Source organism: Hymenobacter sp. B81 (genome assembly GCF_044628455.1).
Classification (GTDB): domain Bacteria; phylum Bacteroidota; class Bacteroidia; order Cytophagales; family Hymenobacteraceae; genus Solirubrum.
Genome location: NZ_JBIYZW010000002.1, coordinates 714,635 through 737,230 on the forward strand (window position 1 = coordinate 714,635; position 22,596 = coordinate 737,230).

The window sequence follows — 22,596 nt, forward strand, 5'->3', positions numbered from 1 at the left end:
ATAAAACCAAAAGCCCGCCCCACCTCGACGGCGGAGCGGGCTTTGGCCCATTGGTAATGGTGAACGGTGGTGGCCCAACGAAGGAGGTTTCCCCGCCGGGTTGGGGGAGTATGGGTTACTGCTTCACGAAACGCTGGTGCACTACCTCGCCGCCATCGGTCAGGCGCAGGGTGTACACGCCGGCGGCCAGGCTGCCCACGTTGAGCATGCCGTTGCCGTCGTAGCGCACTTGCTGCTGCTCGGTGCCGCGCACGTCGAATACGCGCACCTGCACGGCGCTGTGCTCACGCCCGGCGGGCAGCACCAGGTTCAGCACGTCGGCGGTCGGGTTCGGGAACAGTTTGTACTCGGCCAGGGCGCCTTTCTCGGTAGCCGAGGTACGCAGGCCGCCGGTGATGTTGACGGTGTAGTCTTCGGTTTCGCCGTAGCTGTAGCTGTTGCAGCTGGTGGTGGCCGAGTTGTCGCTCATCACCACGCGCAGGCGGGTGGCCCCGTTCTTGGCCGTGGCCGGTACCGTAAATACGCTGCTCTGGGTCGTGGCGCTCGTGCCCGAGCGGCTGGCCACCAGCTCGCCGGCGTCAACGAAGTCGCCGTCCTGGTTGTAGTCGATGTAGACCTTGAAGTACTCGGTGTAGGCGGTGGAGGTGAAGCCGGCCGAGTAGTAGATGGTCTGCGAGGAGCCGGCCGGCAGCGTGGTGCTCAGGGCCGTGCCGTTGTAGTAGCCCGCGTCTTTCGATGACGAGCGGTTGATCGAGCCCAGCTGCACCAGGTCGATCCACTCGTAGCTCACGTTCGAGCCTTTCGAGGTGCAGTACGTCGGCGTCGTCGGCGTGGGCGTGGTGCCGCCGGGGGCCGTGCCGCCGGTGGAGGTAACGAGCGAGGCGCGGGCGCCGCCGGTGGCGAACAGGGCGTTCATGCGGGTGCTCTGGCCGGTCGAGAACATGTACATGCAGCGGTCATCGGTGTAGTCCATGTAGTTCATGAACATGTCGCCGTTGGTGGTGTTGCCGCAGGTGCGCTTGGGGAACGAGGGGCAGCCGTAGTTCTGGGCTTGCTGGGTGGGCGTGTCGCTCACCAGGTCGCTGCCGCAGTTGGCATCACCCCAGATGTGGCGCAGGTTCAGCCAGTGACCCACTTCGTGGGTGCCGGTGCGGCCCAGGTTGAAGGGAGCGGCGGCCGAGCCGCCCTTGCCGAAGGCCGAGGTCAGGATAACCACGCCGTCGGTAGCGGCCGCGCCGCCGGGGAACTGGGCGTAGCCCAGGATGCCGCCCGACAGGTTGCAGACCCACAGGTTCAGGTACTGGCCGGCGGGCCAGGCGTCGCTGCCGCCCAAAGACGACTTCTTCATCGAGTCGTCGGTGCCCCAGGAGGTTTTGGTGGTCGATTTACGGATGATGCCGGTGGTAGCCGTGCCGTTGGGGGCGCGCTTGGCCAGCACAAACTGGATGTTGGCGTCGGCACGCAGGCCCTGGAAGGCCGAGGGTACGCTGGCGCCGTCGGCGTTGAGGTTGCGGAAGTCCTCGTTCAGCACCGCAATCTGCGAGTTGATCTGGGCATCCGAAATGTTCTGGGCGGCCGTGTTGTAGAGCACGTGCACGACTACCGGAATGGTGATAACGGCCGAGGTACGCTGCTGGTCGGGGTTGGCCTCGACGGCGCGGGTCTGGGCTTCGATGTTGGCCATGCGCTGGGCCATGGCGGGGTCGGCGGCCAGCTGGGCCTGCAGCACGTCCATGGTCGAGCACTGACGGCCTTTGAGCAACTCCTGAGCTTGTGCCGGCGAAGTCAGCAGGCCCAGGCCTAGCAGGGCAATTGCGTAAAGATGTTTCTTCATGAAGAACGGTGGTTGGTGGTGGAAAAGGGGAAAGTGCGCCCAATTATTGAAAATGAATCCAAAAAACCTATAAATGATTAAAATAATTTGAATAAAAGTGGGTTTATAAGCTAAAAATAGCGCCTCAACGCAATGCTGGGAATCAGCGCGTTGGCAAATAAATGCCGGGGCCGTAGCAGCCCCGGCATTTCATAGGCCCAAGAATGGCTTGCCTTATTCTTTGATGAAGCTGCGCTGCGTCAGGTGCTGGCCGTCGTTGATGGCCAGGCGGTAGATGCCTTTGGGCAGGGCCCGCACGTCGACCTGGCCCGAGGCCGCATCGTAGCGCACGTTTTTCAGCTGCTGGCCGTGCACGTCGTACACCGCCACGCTGGCGTTGACCGAGGTGGTGCCCTGGCGCAGGTTCAGCACGTCGGTGGCGGGGTTGGGGAACAGCGAGTAGGCCGGGGCGCTGGACAGGGCCGTGCGCGGGGCAATGCCGCCGGTGGAAGTGAGGAGGGCCGCGCGGGCGCCGCCGGTGGCGAACAGGGCATTCATACGGGTACCCTGGCCGGTGGTGAACATGTACATGCAGCGGTCATAGGTGTAGTCCATGTAATTCATGAACATGTCGCCGCTGGGGCCGTTCGAGCAGGTTACCTTGGGGAAGGTGGGGCAGCCGCCGTTGCTGGTTTGCTGGGTGGGCGTATCGCTCACCAGGTCGTTGCCGCAGGTAGCGTCGCCCCAGATGTGGCGCAGGTTCAGCCAGTGGCCCACTTCGTGGGTGGCCGTGCGGCCCTTGTTGTAGTTGGAGGCCGTGCCGCCGGGCACCGAGGAATACAGACACACCACGCCGTCGGTGGCGGCCGCACCGCCGGGGAACTGGGCGTAGCCCAGCAGGCCCTGGCCCAGGTTGCACAGCCACAGGTTCAGGTACCGGTCGCGGGGCCAGGCGTCGCTGCCGCCCTTGCTGGTGTACTTCACGAAGTCGTTTGAGCTGAACGAGCGGGTTTTGGTTGAGCGGCGCACCACGCCCGAGGTAGCATTGCCGCTGGGGTCGCGCTTGGCAAGCACAAACTGGATGTTGGTATTGGCGGCGGCCCCGGCAAAGGCGGCCGGCACCAGGCTGGCGTCGGCGTTGGTTTTGGCGAAGTCCTCGTTGAGCACCCGGATCTGGGCCTCAATCTGCGCGAGCGGCACGTTCTGGGCGCTGGTGTTGTACACCACGTGCACCACCACCGGAATAATCACCGTGGCGGAGGTGCCGCGGCGGGCAGTGGGGTTGGCCTCAAACACGCGGGTCTGGGCTTCGATGTTGGCCATGCGCTGGGCCATGGCCGGGTCGGTGGCCAGCTGGGCCTGCAGCACGTCCATGGTAGCGCAGTTGCGGTTCTGCACGGCCTGCAGCTGGTCGAGGGCGGGCTGCTGGGCCATTCTCTGCTGGGCAACAACCGGGGCTGCCAAAGCCAGACTGGCCACGGCAAGAGCGTAGAAGTGTTTTTTCACGAAAACGGTAGTTTGGTAGTGGAAAAAAGGGGAAAGTGTTGCGGATGTTTGCAGAGAAGCGGCTCTTGGCTGCGCTTTTGGCAAATCCACGAGGCTCCTACGTGCGCCGCCCGCCGAAATGTTTGCGAGTTGGACATAATTATTTTTTTTGCTGGAAACTCCCGAAAATAAAATGGCCCCAACCCCACTGATAGTAAATCAGTTGGATTGGGGCCAGCGCATATAGCGCTATGTTACTATACTGTTACGGGCACATCGTTTGCGGCGTCGGTTTCATAGCTGCCGTAGCCGGCCTGGCCGGGATACTGCTGGGCGTAAATAGCCCGCACGCGGCGTACCAGCATCTCGCGCAGCTCGTCGATGTTGGTGCGCTCCTGGGCCGAGACGAAAATCACCGGGTCGTGCAGCTGGGCCATGTAGGTGCTTTGCAGCTGCTCGAGCGTGGGCCGCGGGTGCGGCTCGTCGGCGTGGTGCAGGTCTTCGTCGCGGTCGGGTTCTACTTCGTGCAGGTGGGCGGCCGGGTCCACGTCGGCGGTGTACTGGTCGATTTTGTTGAATACCAGCAGCACCGGCTTTTCGGCCGCGCCGATGTCCTTGAGCGTGTCGTTGACCACCTGAATGTGCTCCTCGAACGAGGGGTGCGCAATGTCGACCACGTGCAACAGCAAATCGGCCTCGCGGATTTCGTCGAGGGTGCTCTTGAAGCTCTCGATCAGGCGGGTGGGCAGCTTGCGGATGAACCCGACGGTGTCGGAAAGCAGGAAAGGCACCGTGTCGAGCACCACCTTGCGCACGGTGGAGTCGACGGTGGCGAAGAGCTTGTTTTCGGCAAACACCTCGGCGCGGCTCAGCAAATTCATCAGGGTGCTCTTGCCTACGTTGGTGTAGCCCACCAAAGCCACGCGCACCATGCCCGTGCGGGCCTTACGCTGGGTGGCATTCTGTTTGTCGAAATCCTTGAGCTGCTCTTTCAGCAGGGCAATCCGGTCGCGCACTACGCGGCGGTCGGTTTCAATTTCCCGCTCGCCGGGGCCGCGCATGCCCACGCCTCCGCGCTGCTTGTCCAAGTGGGTCCAGAGGCCGGTGAGGCGGGGCAGCAGGTACTGGTACTGGGCCAGCTCGACCTGCGTGCGGGCCGTGGCCGACTTGGCGCGCAGGGCGAAGATGTCGAGGATGAGCAGGGTGCGGTCGAGGATTTTCACCTTCAGCTCCTTTTCCAGGTTGCGCAGCTGCGAAGGGGCCAGGTCGTCGTCGAAGATGACGGTGCTCACGTTGTGGTGCTCCACCCAGGCCCGGATTTCCTCGAGCTTGCCCGAGCCCACGTAGGTGCGGATGTCGGGCTTTTCGAGCTTCTGAATAAAGCGCTTGATGGGCACCGTGCCGGCGGTTTCGGTCAGGAAAGCCAGCTCGTCGAGGTACTCGGTGGTGCGCGCGTCGTCCTGGCGCTTGTCGGGCACGGCCACCAGCACGGCGGTTTCCTGCTCGAGCGCGGTTTCGTAGGTGGCGTCTTTGTTGCCCTTGGCCAGCATACGGCCCACGCGGCCCTTGGCGCTGTCGATGGCGCCGGGGTGGCGGGTGCTGTTAGTCTGGGGGCGGCCTTTGGAGGCGGGTTTTTTGGCCATGAGAGAGGAGGGAAGCAGGGAAAACGGGTGAGAGAAGCGCCGGACCGCCCGGGGCGCGGCGCCTTATGCCTACGCAGCCGGGCCGTCCGCCGATGCCGGGCGGGCCCGCAGCCGCGCGGGCCTGGCCCCAAACCCTAGCGCAGCGTGAGCGAGTAGGCGGCTACCTGCTCAATCTGCTCGGGCGTGAGCTGGTCGCGGAACGAAGGCATCTTGCCCATGCCGTGGGTGACGATATACACGCGGCCGGTCTGGTTCAGGTTGCTCTTGGTCAGGTCGCGGGCACCGTTGCCCCCCAGCTTGCCGTTGGCGCCGTGGCACAGGGCGCAGTTTTGCAGAAACAGGGCTTTGCCGGGCAGCTCGACCTCAGCCGCCGGCACGGGCGGGAGCGGGGCAGTGGCCGTAGCCGGCGAATTGGGGCTGCCGCAGGCCCCCAGCAGCGCGGCGCTCAGGCCCGCCGCCAGCACAAAACAATAGCGCATAGTGCGGCGAAGGTACGGCGGCGGGGCGGCTGGGACGCTGGCGCGCTTCGGCAGTCGCAGGAGGCGCTATTCCACCCCACGCCGCCGCGCTGCCACCCGGCGCCGCGGCTTCACCAGCCCGGCCCGGCACTATTCCAGCTCGGCGCGGCGCGCTGCTACCCGCCGCGCCGCCACCCGAACGTTTGGCTCCGCACCCGAACCTGGCGCCTCCACCCGAACCCCGGGCCCCGCGGCCCCACCCAGGCCCGCGCCGCGGCCCCGGCCGCTGCGCCGCTGGCCCGGCCCCGCCGGCTGCCTACCTTTGCCGGCCGGCGCTCCATCCTTCGCGCCGTTTTTTTATGCGCGTAGCCATCGTCATCAACACCAGCTGGAACATCTGGAACTTCCGCCGCAACCTCGTGCGCGCCCTGCAGGGCGCCGGCCACGAGGTGCTGGCCATTGCCCCGCCCGATGCCTACTCCGGCCGCCTCGAAACCGAGCTGGGCTGCCGCTACGTGCCCATCGAGATGGAAAACAAGGGTACCAACCCGCTCAAAGACGCCCTGCTCACCAAGCGCTTCTACGACGTGTACCGCCGCGAGCAACCCGACGTGGTGTTGCAGTACACCATCAAGCCCAACATCTACGGCACGCTCGCGGCTAAGCTGGCCGGGGTGCCCAGCGTCAACAACGTCTCGGGCCTGGGCACCGTGTTCATCGTGCAGAACTTCGTGAGCCGCGTGGCCTTGGGCCTCTACAAGCTGGCCTTCCAGTTTCCGCGCCGCGTGTTTTTCCAGAACGACGACGACCGGCAGCTGTTCCTGCAGCACGGCCTGGTGCGCGAGGCCATCACCGACCTGGTGCCCGGCTCCGGCATCGACACCACCACCTACCGCCCCGACCCCGCCGCCCCGGTGCGCCACCAGCCCTTCGTGTTTCTGATGATTGCCCGCGTGCTCTACGAGAAGGGCGTGCAGGAATACTTCGAGGCCGCCGCCGCCGTGCGCCGGCAGGAGCCCGGCACCCGCTTTCAGCTGCTGGGCGGCGTCGACGAGTCGGGCGGAGTGGGCGTCAAGCGCGCCGTGTTCGACGAGTGGCTGCAGGCCGGCAACGTGGAGTACCTGGGTACTTCCGACGACGTGCCCGCCCACATTCTGGCCGCCGATGCCGTGGTGCTGCCCTCGTACCGCGAAGGCACCCCCAAAACCCTGCTCGAAGCCGCCGCCCTGGGCAAGCCGCTCATCACCACCGACGTGCCCGGCTGCCGCGAAACCGTGGTCGACGGCCACAACGGCTTCCTCTGCCAGGTGCGCTCCGCCGACGACCTAGCCGCCAAGCTCCTGCAGATGCTGCGCCTGCCCGACGACGAGCTGCGCCTTATGGGCCAGGCCAGCCGCCAGCTGGCCGTGGAGAAGTTCGACGAGCAGCTGGTGCTGCAAAAATACCTGCGCGCCGTGGCCGAAATCGGCCCCCGCCGCCGCTAAACCGCTACCTTAACCGGCATCCCCGTTTGAGCGGGTGCCCGCCCCGCCGCAATTTCTTTTCCGATGGACATCAAGCAGCACGCCCTGCCCGGCGTGGTCGAGATTTTTCCCCGCGTGTTCACCGATGCCCGCGGGTCGTTTTTCGAGTCGTTCAACGCCCAGCGCTTCGCCGAGCAGGGTGGCATCCACGAAACCTGGATTCAGGACAATCAGTCCATTTCGGCCCGGGGCGTGCTGCGCGGCCTGCACTTTCAGCGCCCGCCCTACGCCCAGGCCAAGCTGGTGCGCGTGGCCAGCGGCCGCTCCCTCGACGTGCTGGTGGACCTGCGCCGCGACTCGCCCACCTACGGCCAGCACCTGAAAGTGCTGCTCGACGCCGAGGCCTTCAACCTGCTCTACGTGCCCGTCGGCTTCGCTCACGGCTTCCTGGCCCTCGACGACGCGACGGTGTTTCTCTACAAGTGCACCAACTACTACCACCCCGAGGCCGAAGGCGGCCTGTGCTGGAACGACCCGCTGCTCAACATCGACTGGGGCATTGCCGAGCCCAACGTCTCGCCCAAAGACGCCGTGCTCCCCGGCTTCGCAGGTTTCGAGTCCCCCTTCTAAATAATGTGCTGCACTTCGCTAATGTGGGAAATATGGCCGCTTCGCTAAATGTGGAAAATGGGCTGATGTGCTGATGCCAAAACGACCATTAGCACATCAACCCATTTTCCACATTTAGCACATCAATCCATTTTCCACATCCCCCCACATTAGCGCGCAGCGCCTCACATTCCCCTCAGAGTAGCTCCATCAGCGTTTCGAGGCCCATGCCGCGGGAGCCTTTCACCAGTATCTGCCGCTCATGTAGAGGGTTGGCGCGCAGCCAGGCGGCGGCTTCGTCTTTGCTCAGGAAGTGCCGGAAGCCCGGCTGCGCGGCCCGCTGCATCTCGGGCCCGATGAGCAGCACCGTGCCGAACTGCTGCTGGGCCAGCAGCTCGCCCAGGGCCTGGTGCTCGGCGGCGCTTTCGGAGCCCAGCTCAAACATATCGGCCAGCAAAGCCACCTTCCGGGCCGGCTCGCCGGGGCGGGCGGCCAGGCTGGTTACGGCGGCGGCCATGCTGCTGGGGTTGGCGTTGTAGGCGTCGAGAATAACCTCGTTGCGGCCCGTGCGCACCAGCTGAGAACGGTTGTTGGTGGGGTCGTAGGCGGCCAGGGCCTCGGCAATATCCGGGCTCGGCACCGCGAAGTGCGCGCCCACGGCGGCGGCGGCGGCCAGGTTCAGGAAGTTGTAGGCCCCGGTAATGCGCGCCTCCACCCGGGTACCGTCGAACAGCTGCATTACCACCTGCGGCGTGGCGGCCAGCAGCACGGCCGGGTAGGTGTCGCCCAGGTTGGGGTAGCTGATGCGCTGGGCTACTTCGGCGGCCAGGTTGGGCAGGCGCGCGTCGGCGGTGTTCACGAAGGCCGTGCCGCCGTGGGCCGCCAAATGCCGGAACATCTCGCCCTTGCCCTTGGCCACGCCTTCCACGCCCCCGAAGCCTTCGAGGTGGGCCTTGCCGATGTTGGTAATCAGCCCGTGGGTGGGCTCGGCCAGCCGGCACAGCAGGGCAATTTCGCCCTGGTGGTTGGCGCCCATTTCCACCACCGCCAGGTCGTGCTGCCCGGCGTCGATGCTGAGCAGGGTGAGCGGCACGCCGATGTGATTGTTGAGGTTGCCGCGGGTGTACTGCACGCGGTAGCGGCGGCTGAGCACGGCGTGCACCAGCTCCTTGGTCGTGGTTTTGCCGTTCGAGCCGGTAATGGCCACCACCGGAATCGTCAGCTGGCGGCGGTGGTAGCGGGCCAGCTGCTGCAGGGCCTCCAGGGTGTCGGGCACCAGCACGTAGCGTTCGGGGTCCTGGGCGGCCACCGCCGCGTCGTCGACCACGGCGTAGCGGGCGCCCTGGGCCAGGGCCTGGGGGGCAAACGCGGCGCCGCGAAACGAAGGCCCGTTCAGAGCAAAGAACAGGGTGTCGGACTGGGGCTGGCGCGAGTCGGTGCTCACGCTGCGGCACTGCTGGAAGCGGCTGTAAAGTTCGGAAAGCTCGGAGGGCGACATACCGGCGCGTTAGACGTAACTTGGAGGGCAAAGCTGGCTCGCGGGCCAGCGGCCGGAGCGGGCCGCAAATTCGGGCTTTTTCCGTCCGCAACCGCGCGCCGGCCTCTTCCACCCACCCGCCTTTTGTTCCTGATGCGCACCCGTCTTTTGCTGCTGGCCGCCCTGCTGCTGCCTGCGGCGGCTTCGGCTCAGTTCAGCTTCGAAGCCCGTCCCCAGGCCGCAACGCTGCTGGCCGGCACCGATACCCTGCACTTGGCCTGGAGCGGGGGGCTCAACAGCCCGCAGTTTTCCAACCTCGACCTCGACGGCGATGGGCAGACTGATTTGATGGTGTTCGACCGCATGACCAGCCGCGTAAGCACCTTCCTAAACGCACCCCGGCCCGGCGGCGGCCGGCGCTGGCAGTACGCGCCCCACTACGAAGCCCTGTTTCCCAGCAACCTGAAGGGATTTGCCCTGCTGCGCGACTACGACTGCGACGGCCGCCCCGACCTGTTCACCCAGGGCACCGGTGCGGGCGATATCCGGGTGCTGCGCAATGTGGCGGGCGCGGGTGGTCGGCCCGCGTTTCAGCTGGCCAGCGCCCAGCTGCAGTTCTTCAACTCCACTACGCTCAGCGGCAACATCTTCGCCAGCACCTACGACATTCCCGCCATTGAGGACGTGGACGGCGACGGGCGGCTCGACATCCTGGTCATCAACTTTTTTCAGGGGCAGTTCATCGAGTACTACCGCAACGTGAGCACCGGCTGCGGCGGACTGGAGTTTGAGCAGGGCTCTGACTACTGGGCCGACCTGCAGATCTGTGGCAGCAGCTGCACCGCCTACGCCACCGGTGGCGACCTGTGCCGCCAGCCCACGCCCACGGCCGGGCGGCCCGCCCACACCGGTGGCCACGGCCTGCTGCTGCGCGACCTCGACGGCGACCTGGACATGGACCTGCTCATCGGCCGCGACGGTTGCCACGAGTGGACGGCCATCCGCAACACCGGCACCCGCCAGACGGCCACCACCGGCGCGGGCAGCGTGCTGGGCAACGTGCCCGCGGGCATCGGGGCAGTGAACCTGCCCAACTTCCCGGTGGGCTACTCAGTCGACGTGACCTTCGACGGCCGCCCCGATCTGCTGGTGGCGCCCGGCCTGGCCGACAACCTCGATTTGGTGAGCTTGCGCCGCAAAACGCTGCTGCTCGAAAATACCGGCACGGTCGCGGCGCCCGCCTTCACGCGCCGCACCGAGGCTTTCCTGCAGGAGCAGATGCTCGACCGCAGCGAAGGCGCCTACCCCGCGTTTGGCGACGTGAGCGGCGACGGGCTGGTGGACATGCTGGTGGGCAACTACGCCGACCAGACCGGCAACACCGGCGCTACGGCCACCTACTTCGCCACGCTGGCTTACTACCAGAACGTGGGCACGGCCAGCAAGCCCGCCTTCAAGCTTGTTACCGACGACTACCTGGGCCTGAGCGCGCAGCGCTACGCCAACCTGCACCCGGTGCTGACCGACCTGAATCTCGATGGCCGCCTGGACCTGGCCTACACCGCGCACCAGGCCGGGGCTACCAAGGTCATTTACCACCTGAACACGGCCCCGGGCGGGCAGGCCGCGGCCTTCGACGTCAGCCAGTTTCCCAGCCTTGATCTGCAGTACAACTGGTCGGGCAAGGACGACGTGGCCTGCTTTTTCGACGTGGACGGCGACGGGCTGATCGACCTGCTGATGGGCACCAACGACCCCAACCCCGGCGGCTCGCTGCGCTACTACCGCCGCCAGCCGGGCCAGCCGCTGACGACCGCGTTTCAGCTGGCCAACAACGACCTGGGGCAGGTGCGCAACAACGGCCAGCGGCCGCTCAACCTGGTGCCCGCCGTGGCCGATGTGGACGGTGACGGCACGCCCGACCTGCTGACCATCGACGCCCGGGGGCAGGTGCAGCTGTTCACCAGCTTCCGCACCCAGGCCGCGCCCTTCCTGCCCCGCACCGACGTGTTTTACAACCCTATTACCCAGCAGCACGACGGCGCCCGCCTGGGTTTGGGCGAGGCGTGGCGCCTGGGACTGGCCCTGGCCGACGTGAACAGCGACGGGGCGCCCGAGTTGTTCATTGGCCTCGAGAGCGGGGGCATCAACGTATTTGGTGCCCGCAACCGCGTCACCGCCGTGCGCCGCGCGGCCGCCAGCTGGTCCCTGCAGGTGTATCCCAACCCCGCCGCCGCGGCCACCACCGTCGAGTCGGGCGTGCCCACGCGCCTGGCCCTGCTGGATTTGACGGGCCGCCTGATGCGCGAGCAACCCGTGGCGCAACGGCGCCACCAGCTCGGGCTGGAGGGTCTGCCCGCGGGCGTGTACCTGCTGCGCGTAACCAGCCCTGCCGACGGCAGCAGCAGCGTGCAGCGCCTGGTGGTGCAGTAGCCGCCGAAGCAAACAGCCGGTTTTATTCCGGGGGCAGCCCGGCCAGCAGCTGCTCCAGCGCTTCAGCTTCGGCCAGCAGCCCGGCTTGCTTGGCCCGGAGCAGGGCCTGGACCGTACCACCGCTGCGTACCAGCTCGTTGCGGGCTTTGGAAGCAAAACGCTCCAGCCAGGGCGGGGCCGCCGCACCCCCTGCGGTGAAAGCTGCCGTGAGCGGGGGCAGCGCGGCCAGCCGCCGCCGCGCCCAGGCACTGCGCTCCTGCAGCTGCTCCAGCTCGTGGGCCAGCTGCCCGGCCCGGTGCCGGGCGGCCCGCTGTTGCCGCCGCAGCTGGGCCGGGTCGGGGGCCTCAGCCGCCGGTTCAAGAGCGGCCTGGCCGGCGGCGGCCAAGGCAATGTAGGTGGGGGCGGCGGGCCGCGGCAGCGGGCGCAAGCCCCGCCCAATCTGCCACACCTGGCTTTTGCTCAGGCCCAGGTACCGGCCCAGCTCAGCCTGGGTAAGCCCGAAACGGGCGCATAGCGTGGTGAACATTGGCTGACGGTGCGATACTTTTTGCTAAACTCCTGAAAAGTCGCGCAAAACCGGCGGGGCAGTTTGCGCGACTTTTTTTGAAAATACCAAAGGGTATAGCAACACCGGTGGCCCGGTTTGCTATCCTTTTCAATCTTTTCTGAACAAGACTAGCAAACCCGGTTCGGCGGCGGCCCGCCGCCGGCAGCGGCCGGCAAACCAGCGGCGCCCGCCCCGCAACCAAGCTTAACGCCGGTTGCGGGCAAAAACCGAGGCGGGCTTTACAGGTCAATGGTAAACGCGTCGGCGTCCTGCAGGGCAGGGAAGCGCTGGCGGTAGGCTTCGAGGTCGGCGCGGCGCAGGGTGCGGGTGATGCCGGTTTCCTGGTTGCCCACTTCCACCAGGTACTCACCCTTCATGTCGAGCAGGGCCGAGTCGCCGTCGTAGGTCTGGCTGTGGCGGTCGAGCCCCACGCAGTTGACGCCCATGGCAAAGGCCAGGTTTTCGATGGCGCGGGCCCGCAGCAGGGTTATCCAGGTGGTGCGGCGCACGGCGGGCCAGTTGGCCACGTACAGCAGCAGGTCGTAGGGCCTTTGCGCGTCGTTGCGGCTCCACACCGGGAAGCGCAGGTCGTAGCAAATCAGCGGGCAGATGCGCCAGCCGCGCCACTCTTCCACCAGCCGCTGCCGGCCCGGCGTGTACACCTCGTGCTCCCCGGCCATGCGAAACAGGTGGCGCTTGTCGTAGTGACTGTAGGAGCCGTCGGGGCGCACCCATAGCAGGCGGTTGTAGTAGTGCTCGTCTTCGCGTACAATCAGGCTGCCCGTCACCACGGCGTCGCGCGCGGCGGCCAGCTCGCGCATCCAGGCCAGGGTAGGGCCATCGGTGGGCTCGGCCAGGGCGGGGGCCTGCATGCTGAAGCCGGTGGTAAACATTTCCGGCAGCACAATCAGGTCGGTGGGAATGGAAATTTCGGCCACGTAGCGGGCCAGCAGGGCGCGGTTGGCGTCGGGCTGGTGCCACTGCAGCGCAGCCTGAATAAACGAAACGGTGAGGTCGGCCACGGGGGAGGGGGGAGAAAGGCTTGCGGAAGAAGCAATTTATTCCGGAATAAAGCCAATGCGGCGGGCGGCCCGGCCGGGTTCAAAAGCCAACTCGGGCCTACAGGCGCTGCAGCCGCTCGGCGGCGGCGCGCAGCGTGGCATCCTGCTTGGCAAAGCAGAAGCGCACCAAGCCCTGGTCGGTGCCGTCGTGGTAGAAGGCCGACACGGGCACCACGGCCACCCCGGTTTCGGTGGTCAGCTGCCGGGCAAAGGCCCGGTCGTCGACGCCCGGGGCCAGCTGCTGGTAGCGGGCCAGCAGGAAGTAGGAGCCGGCGGTGGGCAGCAGCTCGAAGCCCGTGGGCCGAAGCAGCTCCTGAAACAGGTCGCGCTTGGCCTGCATAAAAGCCGGCAGCTCGTCGTAGAGTGCGGCGTCGCCGATGACGTCGGCAATGGCCAGCTGGGCCAGGGTGCTCACGCTGAAAGTCAGGAACTGGTGCACGCGGCGCACCTCGGCGCTGAGCAGGGGCGGGGCCACGCAGTAGCCGACCTTCCAGCCGGTGGCGTGGTAGGTTTTGCCGAACGACGACAGCACGAAGGCCCGCTCGCGCAGCGCCGGGTACTGCAGGGCCGAGCGGTGCGGCTGCCCGTCGAACACCATGTGCTCGTACACCTCGTCGGACAGCAGCAGGGTAGCGGTGCCAGCCAGCAGGGCGGCCAGCTGCTGCCAGTCTTCGTCGGTAAATACGGCGCCGGTGGGGTTGTGCGGGGTGTTCACCATGATCAGCCGGGTGCGCGGCGTGAGGGCAGCCCGCACCCGGTCCCAGTCGGGCCGGAAGGAGGGGGCCTCCAGCGGCACGTACACCGGCCGGCCGCCCTGCAACCGGATGGCCGGACCGTAGAGGTCGTAGGCCGGCTCGAGTACCAGCACCTCGTCGCCGGGCTGCACCACGGCGGCCAGCACGGCGTACAGTGCCTCGGTGGCGCCGCTGGTGACGGTGATGTCGGTAGCGGGGTCGGGTGCGGGCACACCGTAGACGCGGGCCGTTTTTTGGGCAATCCGCTCGCGCAGCAGCGGCAGCCCCGGCATGGGCGCATACTGGTGCTGCGCGCCGCGGGCGTGGTGCACCAGGGCCTCCGTCAGCGCGGCGGGCGGGTTGAAGTCGGGGAAGCCCTGGGCCAGGTTGATGGCGCCGTGCTCGGCCGCCAGCTGCGACATCACGGAGAAAATGCTGGTGCCCACGTCGGGCAGCTTGGAAGTAAGCACGGCAGGTCGGAGTGGGGAAAAAGGCGGTCGGGCCGGGGCCGGACCAAGGGAGGAAGAAAGGTGGCAGCGGCCGAATAAGCACAGCCCGGCCCGAAAAACCAACGCCGGCCGGGCAGGACTCAGGCTTGCAGCCAGATGCGAAACGTGGTGCCCACGCCCACCGTGCTTTGCACCTCGAGGCGCCCGCCGTGGCTTTGCACGATGCGCTGCACCAGGTACAGGCCCATGCCCGAGCCCTCGGTGTGGTAGTGAAAGCGGCGGAACATCTGAAAAAGCTGGGGGCCGTAGCGCTCCAGGTCGATGCCCAGGCCGTTGTCCTGCACGCTGAGCACCGGCTGCCCGTGGTGCAGCTCGGTCCACACCCGCACCCGGGGCGGGCGCTGCGGGTCGGCGTAGCGCAGGGCGTTGCTGAGCAGGTTGTAGAGCACGCTCTGCAGGTTGGGCCGCACAAACTGCACCGTGGGCACGGTGGCGAAGTCGGCCTCGACGGTGGCGCCGCTGGCCAGCACCTGCTCCTGCACGCTGGTGAGCACCTGCTGCCACAGCGAAGCCAGCTCCACGGTTTCGGGGCTGACCTGCTGCTGGTTGCGCTGCACCTGCACCAGCGAGGTCAGGTCGTGGATGGTGGCGTAGATCTGCTGCAGGGAGCGTTCGAACATGGCCGTGAGCTGGGCCGCTTCGGGGTCGCGGAACTGGGCCGTGCGTGCCAGCTCGCCGAAGATGCCGGCCATGTTGTCGAGGGGTTGCTTGAGGTCGTGCGAGGCCGTGTACACGAAGCCGTCGAGGTCCTGGTTGACGCGGCGCAGCTCGTCGTTCTGGCTGGCCAGGGCGGTGGTCAGCTCTTTCTGCTCGTGAATGTCGGTGCAGGTGCCGAACCACTGCACCGCCCGGCCGTCCGCATCGAGCAGGGGCACGGCCTGACTCATAAACCAGCGGTAGAGGCCGGTGCGGCCCTCGCGCAGGCGGTACTCCACCGTGCAGCTGCCGGCCGCCGCCATGGCCGCTGCCAGCGCCAGGCGGGCGGGTTCCCGGTCGTCGGGGTGCACCAGCTCGGCGGGGTCGGCCGGGGCGTCGGGGGCCGTCAGGTCGTAGCCGGCGAAATCGCGCCAGCGGCGGTTGGAGTACACGGGCCGGCCCTGGGCATCGAGCACCCACACCAGCTGGGGAATGCTTTCGGCCAGCAGGCGGAACTCAGCTTCGCGGCGCTGCAGCTGCTCGCGCAGCTCCCGCTGCTCGTGCATGTCGACGGTGGCTCCGTACCAGCGCTGTACCTGGCCGGCGGGGTTGCGCAGGGGCACGGCGCGCGAGAGGTGCCAGCGGTACTGCCCGTCGTGGCGGCGCAGGCGCAGCTCGCCCGCCCAGGGCAGGCCCGCCTGCAGGTTCTGCTGAAACGATTCCCGGCTAAGCTGCTGGTCATCGGGGTGAATGGCCTGCAGCCAGGTCTGGTTCAGGGCCGCGGCGGCGGGCTGGCCGGTGTAGGCGTACCACTGCGGGCTCAGGTACTCGAGCTGGCCGCTGGCGGCGCTGATGTACATGATGTTGGGCAGCGCCTCTACCATCACCTGAAACTGCTCGTCGCGGCGGCGCACCTCCTGGGTCAGCACCTCGCTTTGCCGGCGGGCCAGCACCTTGTCGGTCACCTCCACGGCAAACACCAGAATGCCCTGGGTGCGCTGCTGCTCGTCGCGCAGGGCCTGCAGGGTGAAGTCCAGGTAGCGGCTGGCGCCGGGCGCGTCGCCCTGCACCCGCAGCGGGTATTCCTCGCGCATCACCGTCTGGCCGGTGGTGAACACCTCGTCGAGCAAGGCCAGCAGACCCTGCTCAGCTACTTCGGCCACGGTTTCGCCCAGGGGCCAGCCCACGCGCAGGCGGCCGCCAAACAGGTCGAGCAGGGCCGGGGTAGCAAAGCCGCAGATGTGCTCGGGTCCGAGCAGGGTACACAGGTGGGCCGGCACCTGGCTCAGAATCTGCTGGAGCAGGCGGTCCTTGTCTTCGAGGCGCTGCTGGCTGCGGCGCGACTCGTCCACGTCGGTGCAGGCCCCAAACCACTGGCGCACGCGGCCGTTGGCATCAACCTGGGGCAGGGCCTGGGTCAGAAACCAGTGGTAGAGGCCGGTGCCGGCTTCGCGCAGGCGAAACTCAGCGGTGAAGGGCTGGCCCGTAGCCAGGGCCTGCTGCCAGAGCTGCTGCACGCGGTCGAGGTCGTGGGGGTGTACGTGGGCAGGCCACAGGTCGGCGCCGGTATTGGCGGCCAGGCCGGTGTACTCGGTCCAGCGCTGGTTGCCGTAGCGCAGCCGGCCGGCGGCGTCGGTGGTCCAGAGCAGCTGCGGAATAAACTCGGTGAGGAAGCGAAACTGCTCCTGCTGGCGCTGCGTCTCGGCCACGGCCTCGGCGGCCAGGCGGCGGTGCAGCAACTGGTCGGTCACGTCAAGGCCGGCCAGCAGCACGCCCTCAATCTGCCCGCCGGCCGTCAGCAAGGGCTGCAGCGTGACGTTCAGCAGGCGGGCATCGGGCGCTTCGGCCCCCAGGGCCAGCACCGGCACCGAGGCAATGCGGCGCACCTGGCCGGTGCGGTACACCTCGTCGAGGCGGGCCAGCAGCGCGGGGCCGGGGCCGGGCTGCGTGCGGGCCGCCGGCTGCCCCAGGGCGCTGGCCGACACGTAGGGCCGGGCCCGGGCCGACACGTACTGCACCACGTGCCCGGGGCCGTGCAGCACCACCAGGTGCAGCGGCAGCTGGTCGAGCTGCTCGAGCAGGCGGCGGTCCTGGCCCACATCCGGGAACAGGTGGCCTTGGGGGCCGGCCGCGGTTTCCGGCTGGGGCGGGGTGCCATTCGGCGCGGGCGTTGTTTCTTCGGGGAGGCGCAGCAGGTAGCGCCGCGCGCCGCCGGCTGCCGGCAAGGGGCGCACTGCGGCCTCGCCGGCGCGGGCAGGCTGCGCGGACCACTGCTGGCTTTGGGCGGCGGTGAGGGCGGGCAGCCAGGGCGCCAGCGCCTCGGCGGCCGGCTGGCCCAGCAGCTCGGGGCGGGAGCGGTTCAGTGCCCGGCAGCCGGCCTCGTTCACGGCGATGATAACCAGGTCCGCGTTCAGCAGCAGGTGGGGAGCTGACAGCTCGTTGAAAACCAGCTCAAAGTCGGCGGCGGAAGGCAAGTCTGGCATCAAACGACGGCCTCGTCGGGAAATATCCGAGCAAACCCGTACCAATATAGCTACCGCCCGGTAGCCCCGGCCCGGCGCCGCCCGCCCCGGGGCCGGCAACTTTTGGGCAACGGCGTCGTTTAGCCGCCCAAGCCGGGTTTCCGGCCGCTCTTGCCGCGCCCATGAAAGAATTCCTACGCCCCGACGGTTCGGTGTTTCTGCAGGTCGAGCGCGACCGGGTTCACGACTGGGTGTACGCCCGTTGGCTGGGTAGCCAGACGCTGGCTACGGTGCAGCAGGGCGGACTGTACTACGTGGAACTGCTGCGCCAGGAGCCCTGCCCGCGCCTGCTCAACGACCACCAGGAGCTGATCGGCTCCTTCTCCGAGGCCAACGACTGGATCAGCCAGGTGTGGACGCCGCTGATTCGCGAGGCCGGCCTGCGCTACTTTGCCCAGGTGCTGGCCCCCGGCATCTTTGCCCAGCTCTCGATAGTTGATTTGCAGCAGCGACTGGGCGGGCAGCTGGAGCTGCGCCTGTTTGGTAGCCTGCCAACCGCCCGTGAGTGGCTGCTGAGCACCGCGCCGGCCGCGGCCGACAGATCTGCCTAGCGGGCGGGCCTATAACCTGCCCGGGGCGGCTCCGTTAAAGGCTGATTCGCCGCTTTTACCACCCTGCCATGGCCCTGCGCCTCCTGCACGAAGACCATACGCTGACCATTTCCTACGATTACCTCAACGACTGGCTGTACGTCGACTGGGCGCCCGAGCAGGACTTGCAGTCGGTGCAGCAGGGCTGCCTGAAAATGCTCGAACTGTTGCAGACCGAGTGCTGCCGCAAGGTGCTCAACGACAACCGCCGGGTGCAGACCATCTGGTCGGAGGCGGCGGAGTGGGGCGGCCGGGTGTGGTTTCCGGCCATGGCCGAGGGCGGCCTCGAATACTTCGCCTGGGTATACTCGCCCAATATCTACAGCCGCCTCTCCACCGACCGCACCCTGGCGCACACCACCAAGCCCGTAGTAGTGCCCTTCGACAGTCTCGAAACCGCGGCCTCCTGGCTGCGGCAGATGTAAACCGCTGAAGGGCCGGCACTTTTTGTCATTCACCCGGGTTAAGCCTCCCGAAGGTCCATTGGGCCTTTAGTTTGAAATAACGTCGGAAAGCCGCGGCTCTTTGGGCAGCGGCTTTTTTCGTGCCCGCCGCTCAGTTCTCGATGCGCGAGGTGCGTTGGGTGTCGGGCATGCGCCAGTATACCAGCAGCGAGGCCGCCGCGCACACCGTCACGTACCAGTAAAACCAGCTTTCCACGCCCCAGCTTTTGAGCTGCAGGGCCACGTACTCGGCCGAGCCGCCGAACAGGGCCACCGTCAGGGCGTAGGGCAGCCCCACGCCCAGGGCCCGGATTTCGGTGGGAAACAGCTCGGCTTTCACCACCGCGTTGATGGAGGTGTAGCCGCTCATAATGACCACGGCCACCACCAGCAGCCCAAAGGCTGCCCCTGGGCCCGGGGCCCGCGCCAGCAGGGTGAGCAGCGGCACCGTGCCCAGCGTGGCGCCCACCCCAAAAAACAGCAGCACCGGCCGCCGCCCCACCCGGTCGGAGAGGGCGCCCATCAGCGGCTGCAGCACCAGCGCCACGGCTAGCGCCCCAAACGACACGAGCGTGGCCTGGTCCTTACTCAGCCCGGTGGTGTTCACCAGAAACTTCTGGGCGTAGGTGGTGAAGGTGTAGAACACCAGCGTGCCGCCCAGGGTGAGGCCCACCACGGTGAGCACCTCGCGCGGGTGTTGCAGCAGCACCGCCAGCTTGCCGGGGCCATTAACCGGGGGCGCGGCGGCCTGCTGCTGGGTGAAGGCGGCGGTTTCGTGCATGCTGCGCCGCAGGTACAGCGCCGACAGCGCCGCCAGCGCCCCGATGACGAACGGTACCCGCCAGCCCCAGTCGTAAAGCTCGGCGGGCGTGAGCACGGCCTGCAAGCCCAGCTGCACCAGCAGGGCAACCAGCTGCCCGGCTAGCAGCGTCACGTACTGAAAGCTGGAGTAGAAGCCGCGGTGCCGGGCGGTGGCCATTTCGCTCAGGTAGGTGGCCGAGGTGCCGTACTCGCCGCCCACGCTCAGGCCCTGCAGCAGGCGGGCCAGCACCAGCAGCACCGGGGCCGCCACGCCAATGCGCTGGTAGCCGGGCGTGAGGGCAATGAGCAGCGAGCCGGCGCACATGAGCAGCACCGAGGCCAGCAGCGCCGCTTTGCGCCCGTGGCGGTCGGCGTACACGCCCATGAGCCAGCCGCCGAGCGGGCGCATCAGAAAGCCCACCGCGAAGATGGCGGCCGAATTCAGCAGCTGCGCGGTGAGGTTGCCCGCCGGGAAAAACGCCGGCGCGAAGTACAGGGCGAAGGCCGAGTACACGTACCAGTCGTACCACTCCACCAGGTTGCCGATGGAGCCGCTCACGATGGAGCGTAGGCGGGTGGCGGCGCTAGGGGCGGCCGAAACGGATGAGGAGGAGGCAGCGGGCGGGGGCATAAACGAGAAGCCGGAACAGCGGGCCCGCAAATAGCAAAGATGCCTGCACAGGCCGGCGGGCCCCGCACCAACGCGACTGCGCCCGGCGTAGCGGCCGGGCGCAGGGGGCGGGAGCCAACGGGCCGGGGCTAGTTGCTGTAGCCGCCGCCGCTTTCGGGTGAGGTGGCGCTGCCGCCGGGGTGGGCGTGGCCGCCGTCCAGGGCCGAGGTCTGCGGAAAATCGGCCTCGGCGGCGGCGGGCAGGTGGGCGGGCTCCCAGCGGTGCATCACCTCGAAGCTGATCTTGGCCGTGACGCGGTACTCCACAATCTTGTTGTCCTGCACCTTGCAGCTCTGGTCCTTGATGTAAATGCCCTTGATGCCCTTCACGGTGGTGCTGGCTTCCTGCAGGGCGCGCTGCACGGCATCCTCAAAGCTTTTGTCCGACGAGGCCAGCACTTCGATGACTTTCTTGATGGTGCTCATGGTTGGGGAGGAGGTTGAAGTGAACGAAACCGGGGTATCCCGCGGGAATCCTTGCTCTACGCAGCCCGCCGCCGAAAGGCTGCTGCCGGCTTGGCCCCCCATCCCGGCTTCGCTACTTTTGCCGCTGCTTTCTTGCCATCCTTTCACCGAGTCTGTTCGCCTGATGCAATTCCGCACCGAAAAAGACACCATGGGCACCGTGCAGGTCCCCGCCGACGCCTACTGGGGCGCCCAAACCCAACGCTCCATCGAGAACTTCCAAATCGCGCAGGACATCAACCGCATGCCCAAGGAAATCATCCGGGCGTTTGCGTACCTGAAGAAAGCCGCCGCGCTGACCAACCGCGACGCGGGCGTGCTGCCGGCCGACAAAGCCGAGCTGATTGGCCGCGTGTGCGACGAAATCCTGGCCGGCCAGCTCGACGAGCAGTTTCCGCTGGTGGTGTGGCAGACGGGGTCGGGCACGCAGTCGAACATGAACGTGAACGAGGTCATTGCCTACCGCGGCCACGTGCTGCAGGGCGGCAACCTCCTCGACGAGAAAAAGGCCCTGGCCCCCAACGACGACGTGAACAAGTCGCAGTCGAGCAACGACACCTTCCCCACGGCCATGCACATCGCGGCCTACAAGATTCTGGTGGAGGTAACCATTCCGGGCATCGAGAAGCTGCGCGACACCTTGGCGGCCAAGTCCAAGGAGTTCATGCACGTGGTTAAAATCGGCCGCACCCACCTGATGGACGCCACCCCGCTGACCGTGGGCCAGGAGTTCTCGGGCTACGTGTCGCAGCTCGACCACGGCCTGCGCGCCATCAAGAACACGCTGGCCCACCTCTCGGAGCTGGCGCTGGGCGGCACGGCCGTGGGCACGGGCATCAACACGCCCGCTGGCTACTCCGAGAACGTGGCCAAGCACATTGCCGACCTCACCGGCCTGCCCTTCATCACCGCCGAAAACAAGTTTGAGGCCCTGGCCGCCCACGACGCCATCGTGGAAGCCCACGGCGCGCTGAAAACCGTGGCCGCCTCGCTGATGAAAATCGGCAACGACATCCGCCTGCTGGCCTCGGGCCCGCGCGCCGGCATCGGCGAGCTGTTCATTCCCGACAACGAGCCCGGCTCCAGCATCATGCCCGGCAAGGTGAACCCCACGCAGAGCGAAGCCATGACCATGGTAGCGGCGCAGGTGATGGGCAACGACGTGGCCATCAACATCGGCGGCATGAACGGTCACTTCGAGCTGAACGTGTTCAAGCCGGTGATGATCTACAACTTCCTGCACTCGGCCCGCCTGATTGGCAACGTGTGCGTGTCGTTCAACGACAAGTGCGCCGTGGGCATCCGGCCCATCGAGGAAAACATCAAGAAGCACGTCGACTCCTCGCTGATGCTGGTGACGGCCCTGAACCCGCACATCGGCTACTACAAGGCCGCCGAAATTGCCCAGACCGCCCACAAAAACGGCTCGACGCTGAAGGAAACCGCCCTGCAGCTGGGCTACCTCACCGAGGAGCAGTTCAACGAGTGGCTCAAGCCCGAGGACATGGTGGGCGAGCTGCCCCGCTAAACCCGAAAGTAGCAGTATTTTGCGTTGCCCACGCCGCAGCTCTTCGGGGCTGCGGCGTTTTTTTGCCCGACAGGAACTTATCGGCCCTGCAAAGGTTTGCAGAAGCCGCCCCCGTAAACTGGATTTTGCCGTTCCGGGGCCTTCTCCTCAGGCGCTGCCAATGCTCAACCTCTACGACTCGCCCTGCCTGCGCCTCGACTACCTGCCTCGCCTGCGGCTGCTGGAAATTGCCTGGCGCGGCGCGGCGCAGCCCCGCGACATTCGGGAAGGCTTCTGGCAGGCCCTGGAGGTGGCCGAGCAGTACCAGGTGCAGTGCTGGCTGCACGATTTGCGCGGCCTGCCCCCGGTGGGCCCGGCCGAGCAGCACTGGCTGCGCCAGCACTGGTTTCCGCGCTACCTGCTGCTGAAGCTGCACCGCGTGGCCTTGGTCAACTCGCCCGACGAGCACCGCCGCCTTTCGGTGGAAGCCACCGTGCGCCTGGCCGCCATCGACCAGCACGACTACCGCCCCGACACGCGCTACTTCGACGACGCCGAGCAGGCGCGGGCCTGGATTCGCGCGCCCCACGTCACGGCCCTGCTCCCGCGCCTGGGCTGAGGGCGCGTACCAGCCGGCCGGCTTCTTCGTTAAGCGGCTGAGCCGTAGGTTTGTGTTTGTAAATGATTGAATGCGGGACTGACTGAATGACTGAATCGGTCGTTTGGATTCG

At 67.1% G+C, this 22,596-nt stretch carries 18 protein-coding genes; 7 read left to right on the forward strand and 11 right to left on the reverse strand.

Annotated elements, in window-relative coordinates; all coding sequences use genetic code 11:
• Window positions 1-115: 115 nt before the first annotated feature.
• The 4 genes from ACE191_RS14235 to ACE191_RS14250 form a co-directional block, all read right to left on the reverse strand.
• Window positions 116-1,834, reverse strand: coding sequence for a GEVED domain-containing protein (locus ACE191_RS14235; protein ID WP_400192902.1), 1,719 nt, complete (start codon window positions 1,832-1,834; stop codon window positions 116-118).
• A gap of 213 nt (window positions 1,835-2,047) precedes the next feature.
• Window positions 2,048-3,319: a M43 family zinc metalloprotease gene (locus tag ACE191_RS14240; RefSeq protein ID WP_400192903.1), complete on the reverse strand. Its 1,272-nt coding sequence runs from the start codon at window positions 3,317-3,319 to the stop codon at window positions 2,048-2,050.
• A gap of 236 nt (window positions 3,320-3,555) precedes the next feature.
• Window positions 3,556-4,848, reverse strand: a complete 1,293-nt coding sequence (gene hflX, locus ACE191_RS14245) for a GTPase HflX (RefSeq protein ID WP_400193417.1) — start codon at window positions 4,846-4,848, stop codon at window positions 3,556-3,558.
• A 227-nt stretch (window positions 4,849-5,075) separates the two neighbouring features.
• The gene (locus tag ACE191_RS14250) at window positions 5,076-5,420 is read right to left on the reverse strand and encodes a c-type cytochrome (RefSeq protein ID WP_400192904.1); all 345 of its coding nucleotides are present in this window, start codon (window positions 5,418-5,420) and stop codon (window positions 5,076-5,078) included.
• A gap of 338 nt (window positions 5,421-5,758) precedes the next feature.
• On the opposite strand from ACE191_RS14250, the gene ACE191_RS14255 reads away from it, so the two are divergent.
• Window positions 5,759-6,883, forward strand: coding sequence for a glycosyltransferase family 4 protein (locus ACE191_RS14255; RefSeq protein ID WP_400192905.1), 1,125 nt, complete (start codon window positions 5,759-5,761; stop codon window positions 6,881-6,883).
• 63 nt (window positions 6,884-6,946) lie between these two features.
• Entirely contained in the window at window positions 6,947-7,492 is a 546-nt protein-coding gene (rfbC, locus tag ACE191_RS14260) for a dTDP-4-dehydrorhamnose 3,5-epimerase (protein ID WP_400192906.1), read from the forward strand.
• A gap of 175 nt (window positions 7,493-7,667) precedes the next feature.
• Here rfbC and murF read toward each other — a convergent pair whose 3' ends face one another.
• The gene (gene murF, locus ACE191_RS14265) at window positions 7,668-8,969 is read right to left on the reverse strand and encodes a UDP-N-acetylmuramoyl-tripeptide--D-alanyl-D-alanine ligase (RefSeq protein ID WP_400192907.1); all 1,302 of its coding nucleotides are present in this window, start codon (window positions 8,967-8,969) and stop codon (window positions 7,668-7,670) included.
• Window positions 8,970-9,101: 132 nt separating this feature from the next.
• On the opposite strand from murF, the gene ACE191_RS14270 reads away from it, so the two are divergent.
• A complete protein-coding gene (locus ACE191_RS14270; RefSeq protein WP_400192908.1) occupies window positions 9,102-11,381 on the forward strand; it encodes a T9SS type A sorting domain-containing protein in 2,280 nt (759 codons plus the stop codon).
• Between the two features lie 22 nt (window positions 11,382-11,403).
• On the opposite strand, the gene ACE191_RS14275 is transcribed toward ACE191_RS14270, so the two are convergent.
• From ACE191_RS14275 to ACE191_RS14290, 4 genes are all read right to left on the reverse strand, one after another.
• A complete protein-coding gene (locus ACE191_RS14275; RefSeq protein ID WP_400192909.1) occupies window positions 11,404-11,907 on the reverse strand; it encodes a hypothetical protein in 504 nt (167 codons plus the stop codon).
• Between the two features lie 260 nt (window positions 11,908-12,167).
• Window positions 12,168-12,950, reverse strand: coding sequence for an amidohydrolase (locus ACE191_RS14280; protein ID WP_400192910.1), 783 nt, complete (start codon window positions 12,948-12,950; stop codon window positions 12,168-12,170).
• Window positions 12,951-13,047: 97 nt separating this feature from the next.
• Window positions 13,048-14,193, reverse strand: a complete 1,146-nt coding sequence (locus ACE191_RS14285) for a methionine aminotransferase (protein ID WP_400192911.1) — start codon at window positions 14,191-14,193, stop codon at window positions 13,048-13,050.
• A 119-nt stretch (window positions 14,194-14,312) separates the two neighbouring features.
• A complete protein-coding gene (locus tag ACE191_RS14290; RefSeq protein WP_400192912.1) occupies window positions 14,313-17,351 on the reverse strand; it encodes a PAS domain-containing protein in 3,039 nt (1,012 codons plus the stop codon).
• A 161-nt stretch (window positions 17,352-17,512) separates the two neighbouring features.
• Here ACE191_RS14290 and ACE191_RS14295 point away from each other — a divergent pair, with 161 nt between their 5' ends.
• Both ACE191_RS14295 and ACE191_RS14300 read left to right on the forward strand, forming a co-directional pair.
• Complete coding sequence (locus tag ACE191_RS14295; RefSeq protein WP_400192913.1) at window positions 17,513-17,941, forward strand: hypothetical protein; 429 nt, start codon at window positions 17,513-17,515, stop codon at window positions 17,939-17,941.
• A gap of 68 nt (window positions 17,942-18,009) precedes the next feature.
• A complete protein-coding gene (locus tag ACE191_RS14300; RefSeq protein WP_400192914.1) occupies window positions 18,010-18,405 on the forward strand; it encodes a hypothetical protein in 396 nt (131 codons plus the stop codon).
• Between the two features lie 130 nt (window positions 18,406-18,535).
• Here ACE191_RS14300 and ACE191_RS14305 read toward each other — a convergent pair whose 3' ends face one another.
• Window positions 18,536-19,855, reverse strand: a complete 1,320-nt coding sequence (locus ACE191_RS14305; protein ID WP_400192915.1) for an MFS transporter — start codon at window positions 19,853-19,855, stop codon at window positions 18,536-18,538.
• A gap of 128 nt (window positions 19,856-19,983) precedes the next feature.
• On the reverse strand, window positions 19,984-20,319 hold the full coding sequence (locus ACE191_RS14310) for a dodecin family protein (RefSeq protein WP_400192916.1): 336 nt from the start codon (window positions 20,317-20,319) through the stop codon (window positions 19,984-19,986).
• A 163-nt stretch (window positions 20,320-20,482) separates the two neighbouring features.
• Between ACE191_RS14310 and fumC the strand changes: the two genes are divergently transcribed.
• Window positions 20,483-21,886 carry a class II fumarate hydratase gene (gene fumC, locus ACE191_RS14315; protein WP_400192917.1) on the forward strand — a complete coding sequence of 468 codons (1,404 nt, stop codon included), beginning with the start codon at window positions 20,483-20,485 and terminating at the stop codon, window positions 21,884-21,886.
• Between the two features lie 160 nt (window positions 21,887-22,046).
• Window positions 22,047-22,484, forward strand: a complete 438-nt coding sequence (locus ACE191_RS14320) for an STAS/SEC14 domain-containing protein (protein ID WP_400192918.1) — start codon at window positions 22,047-22,049, stop codon at window positions 22,482-22,484.
• Window positions 22,485-22,596 lie beyond the last annotated feature (112 nt).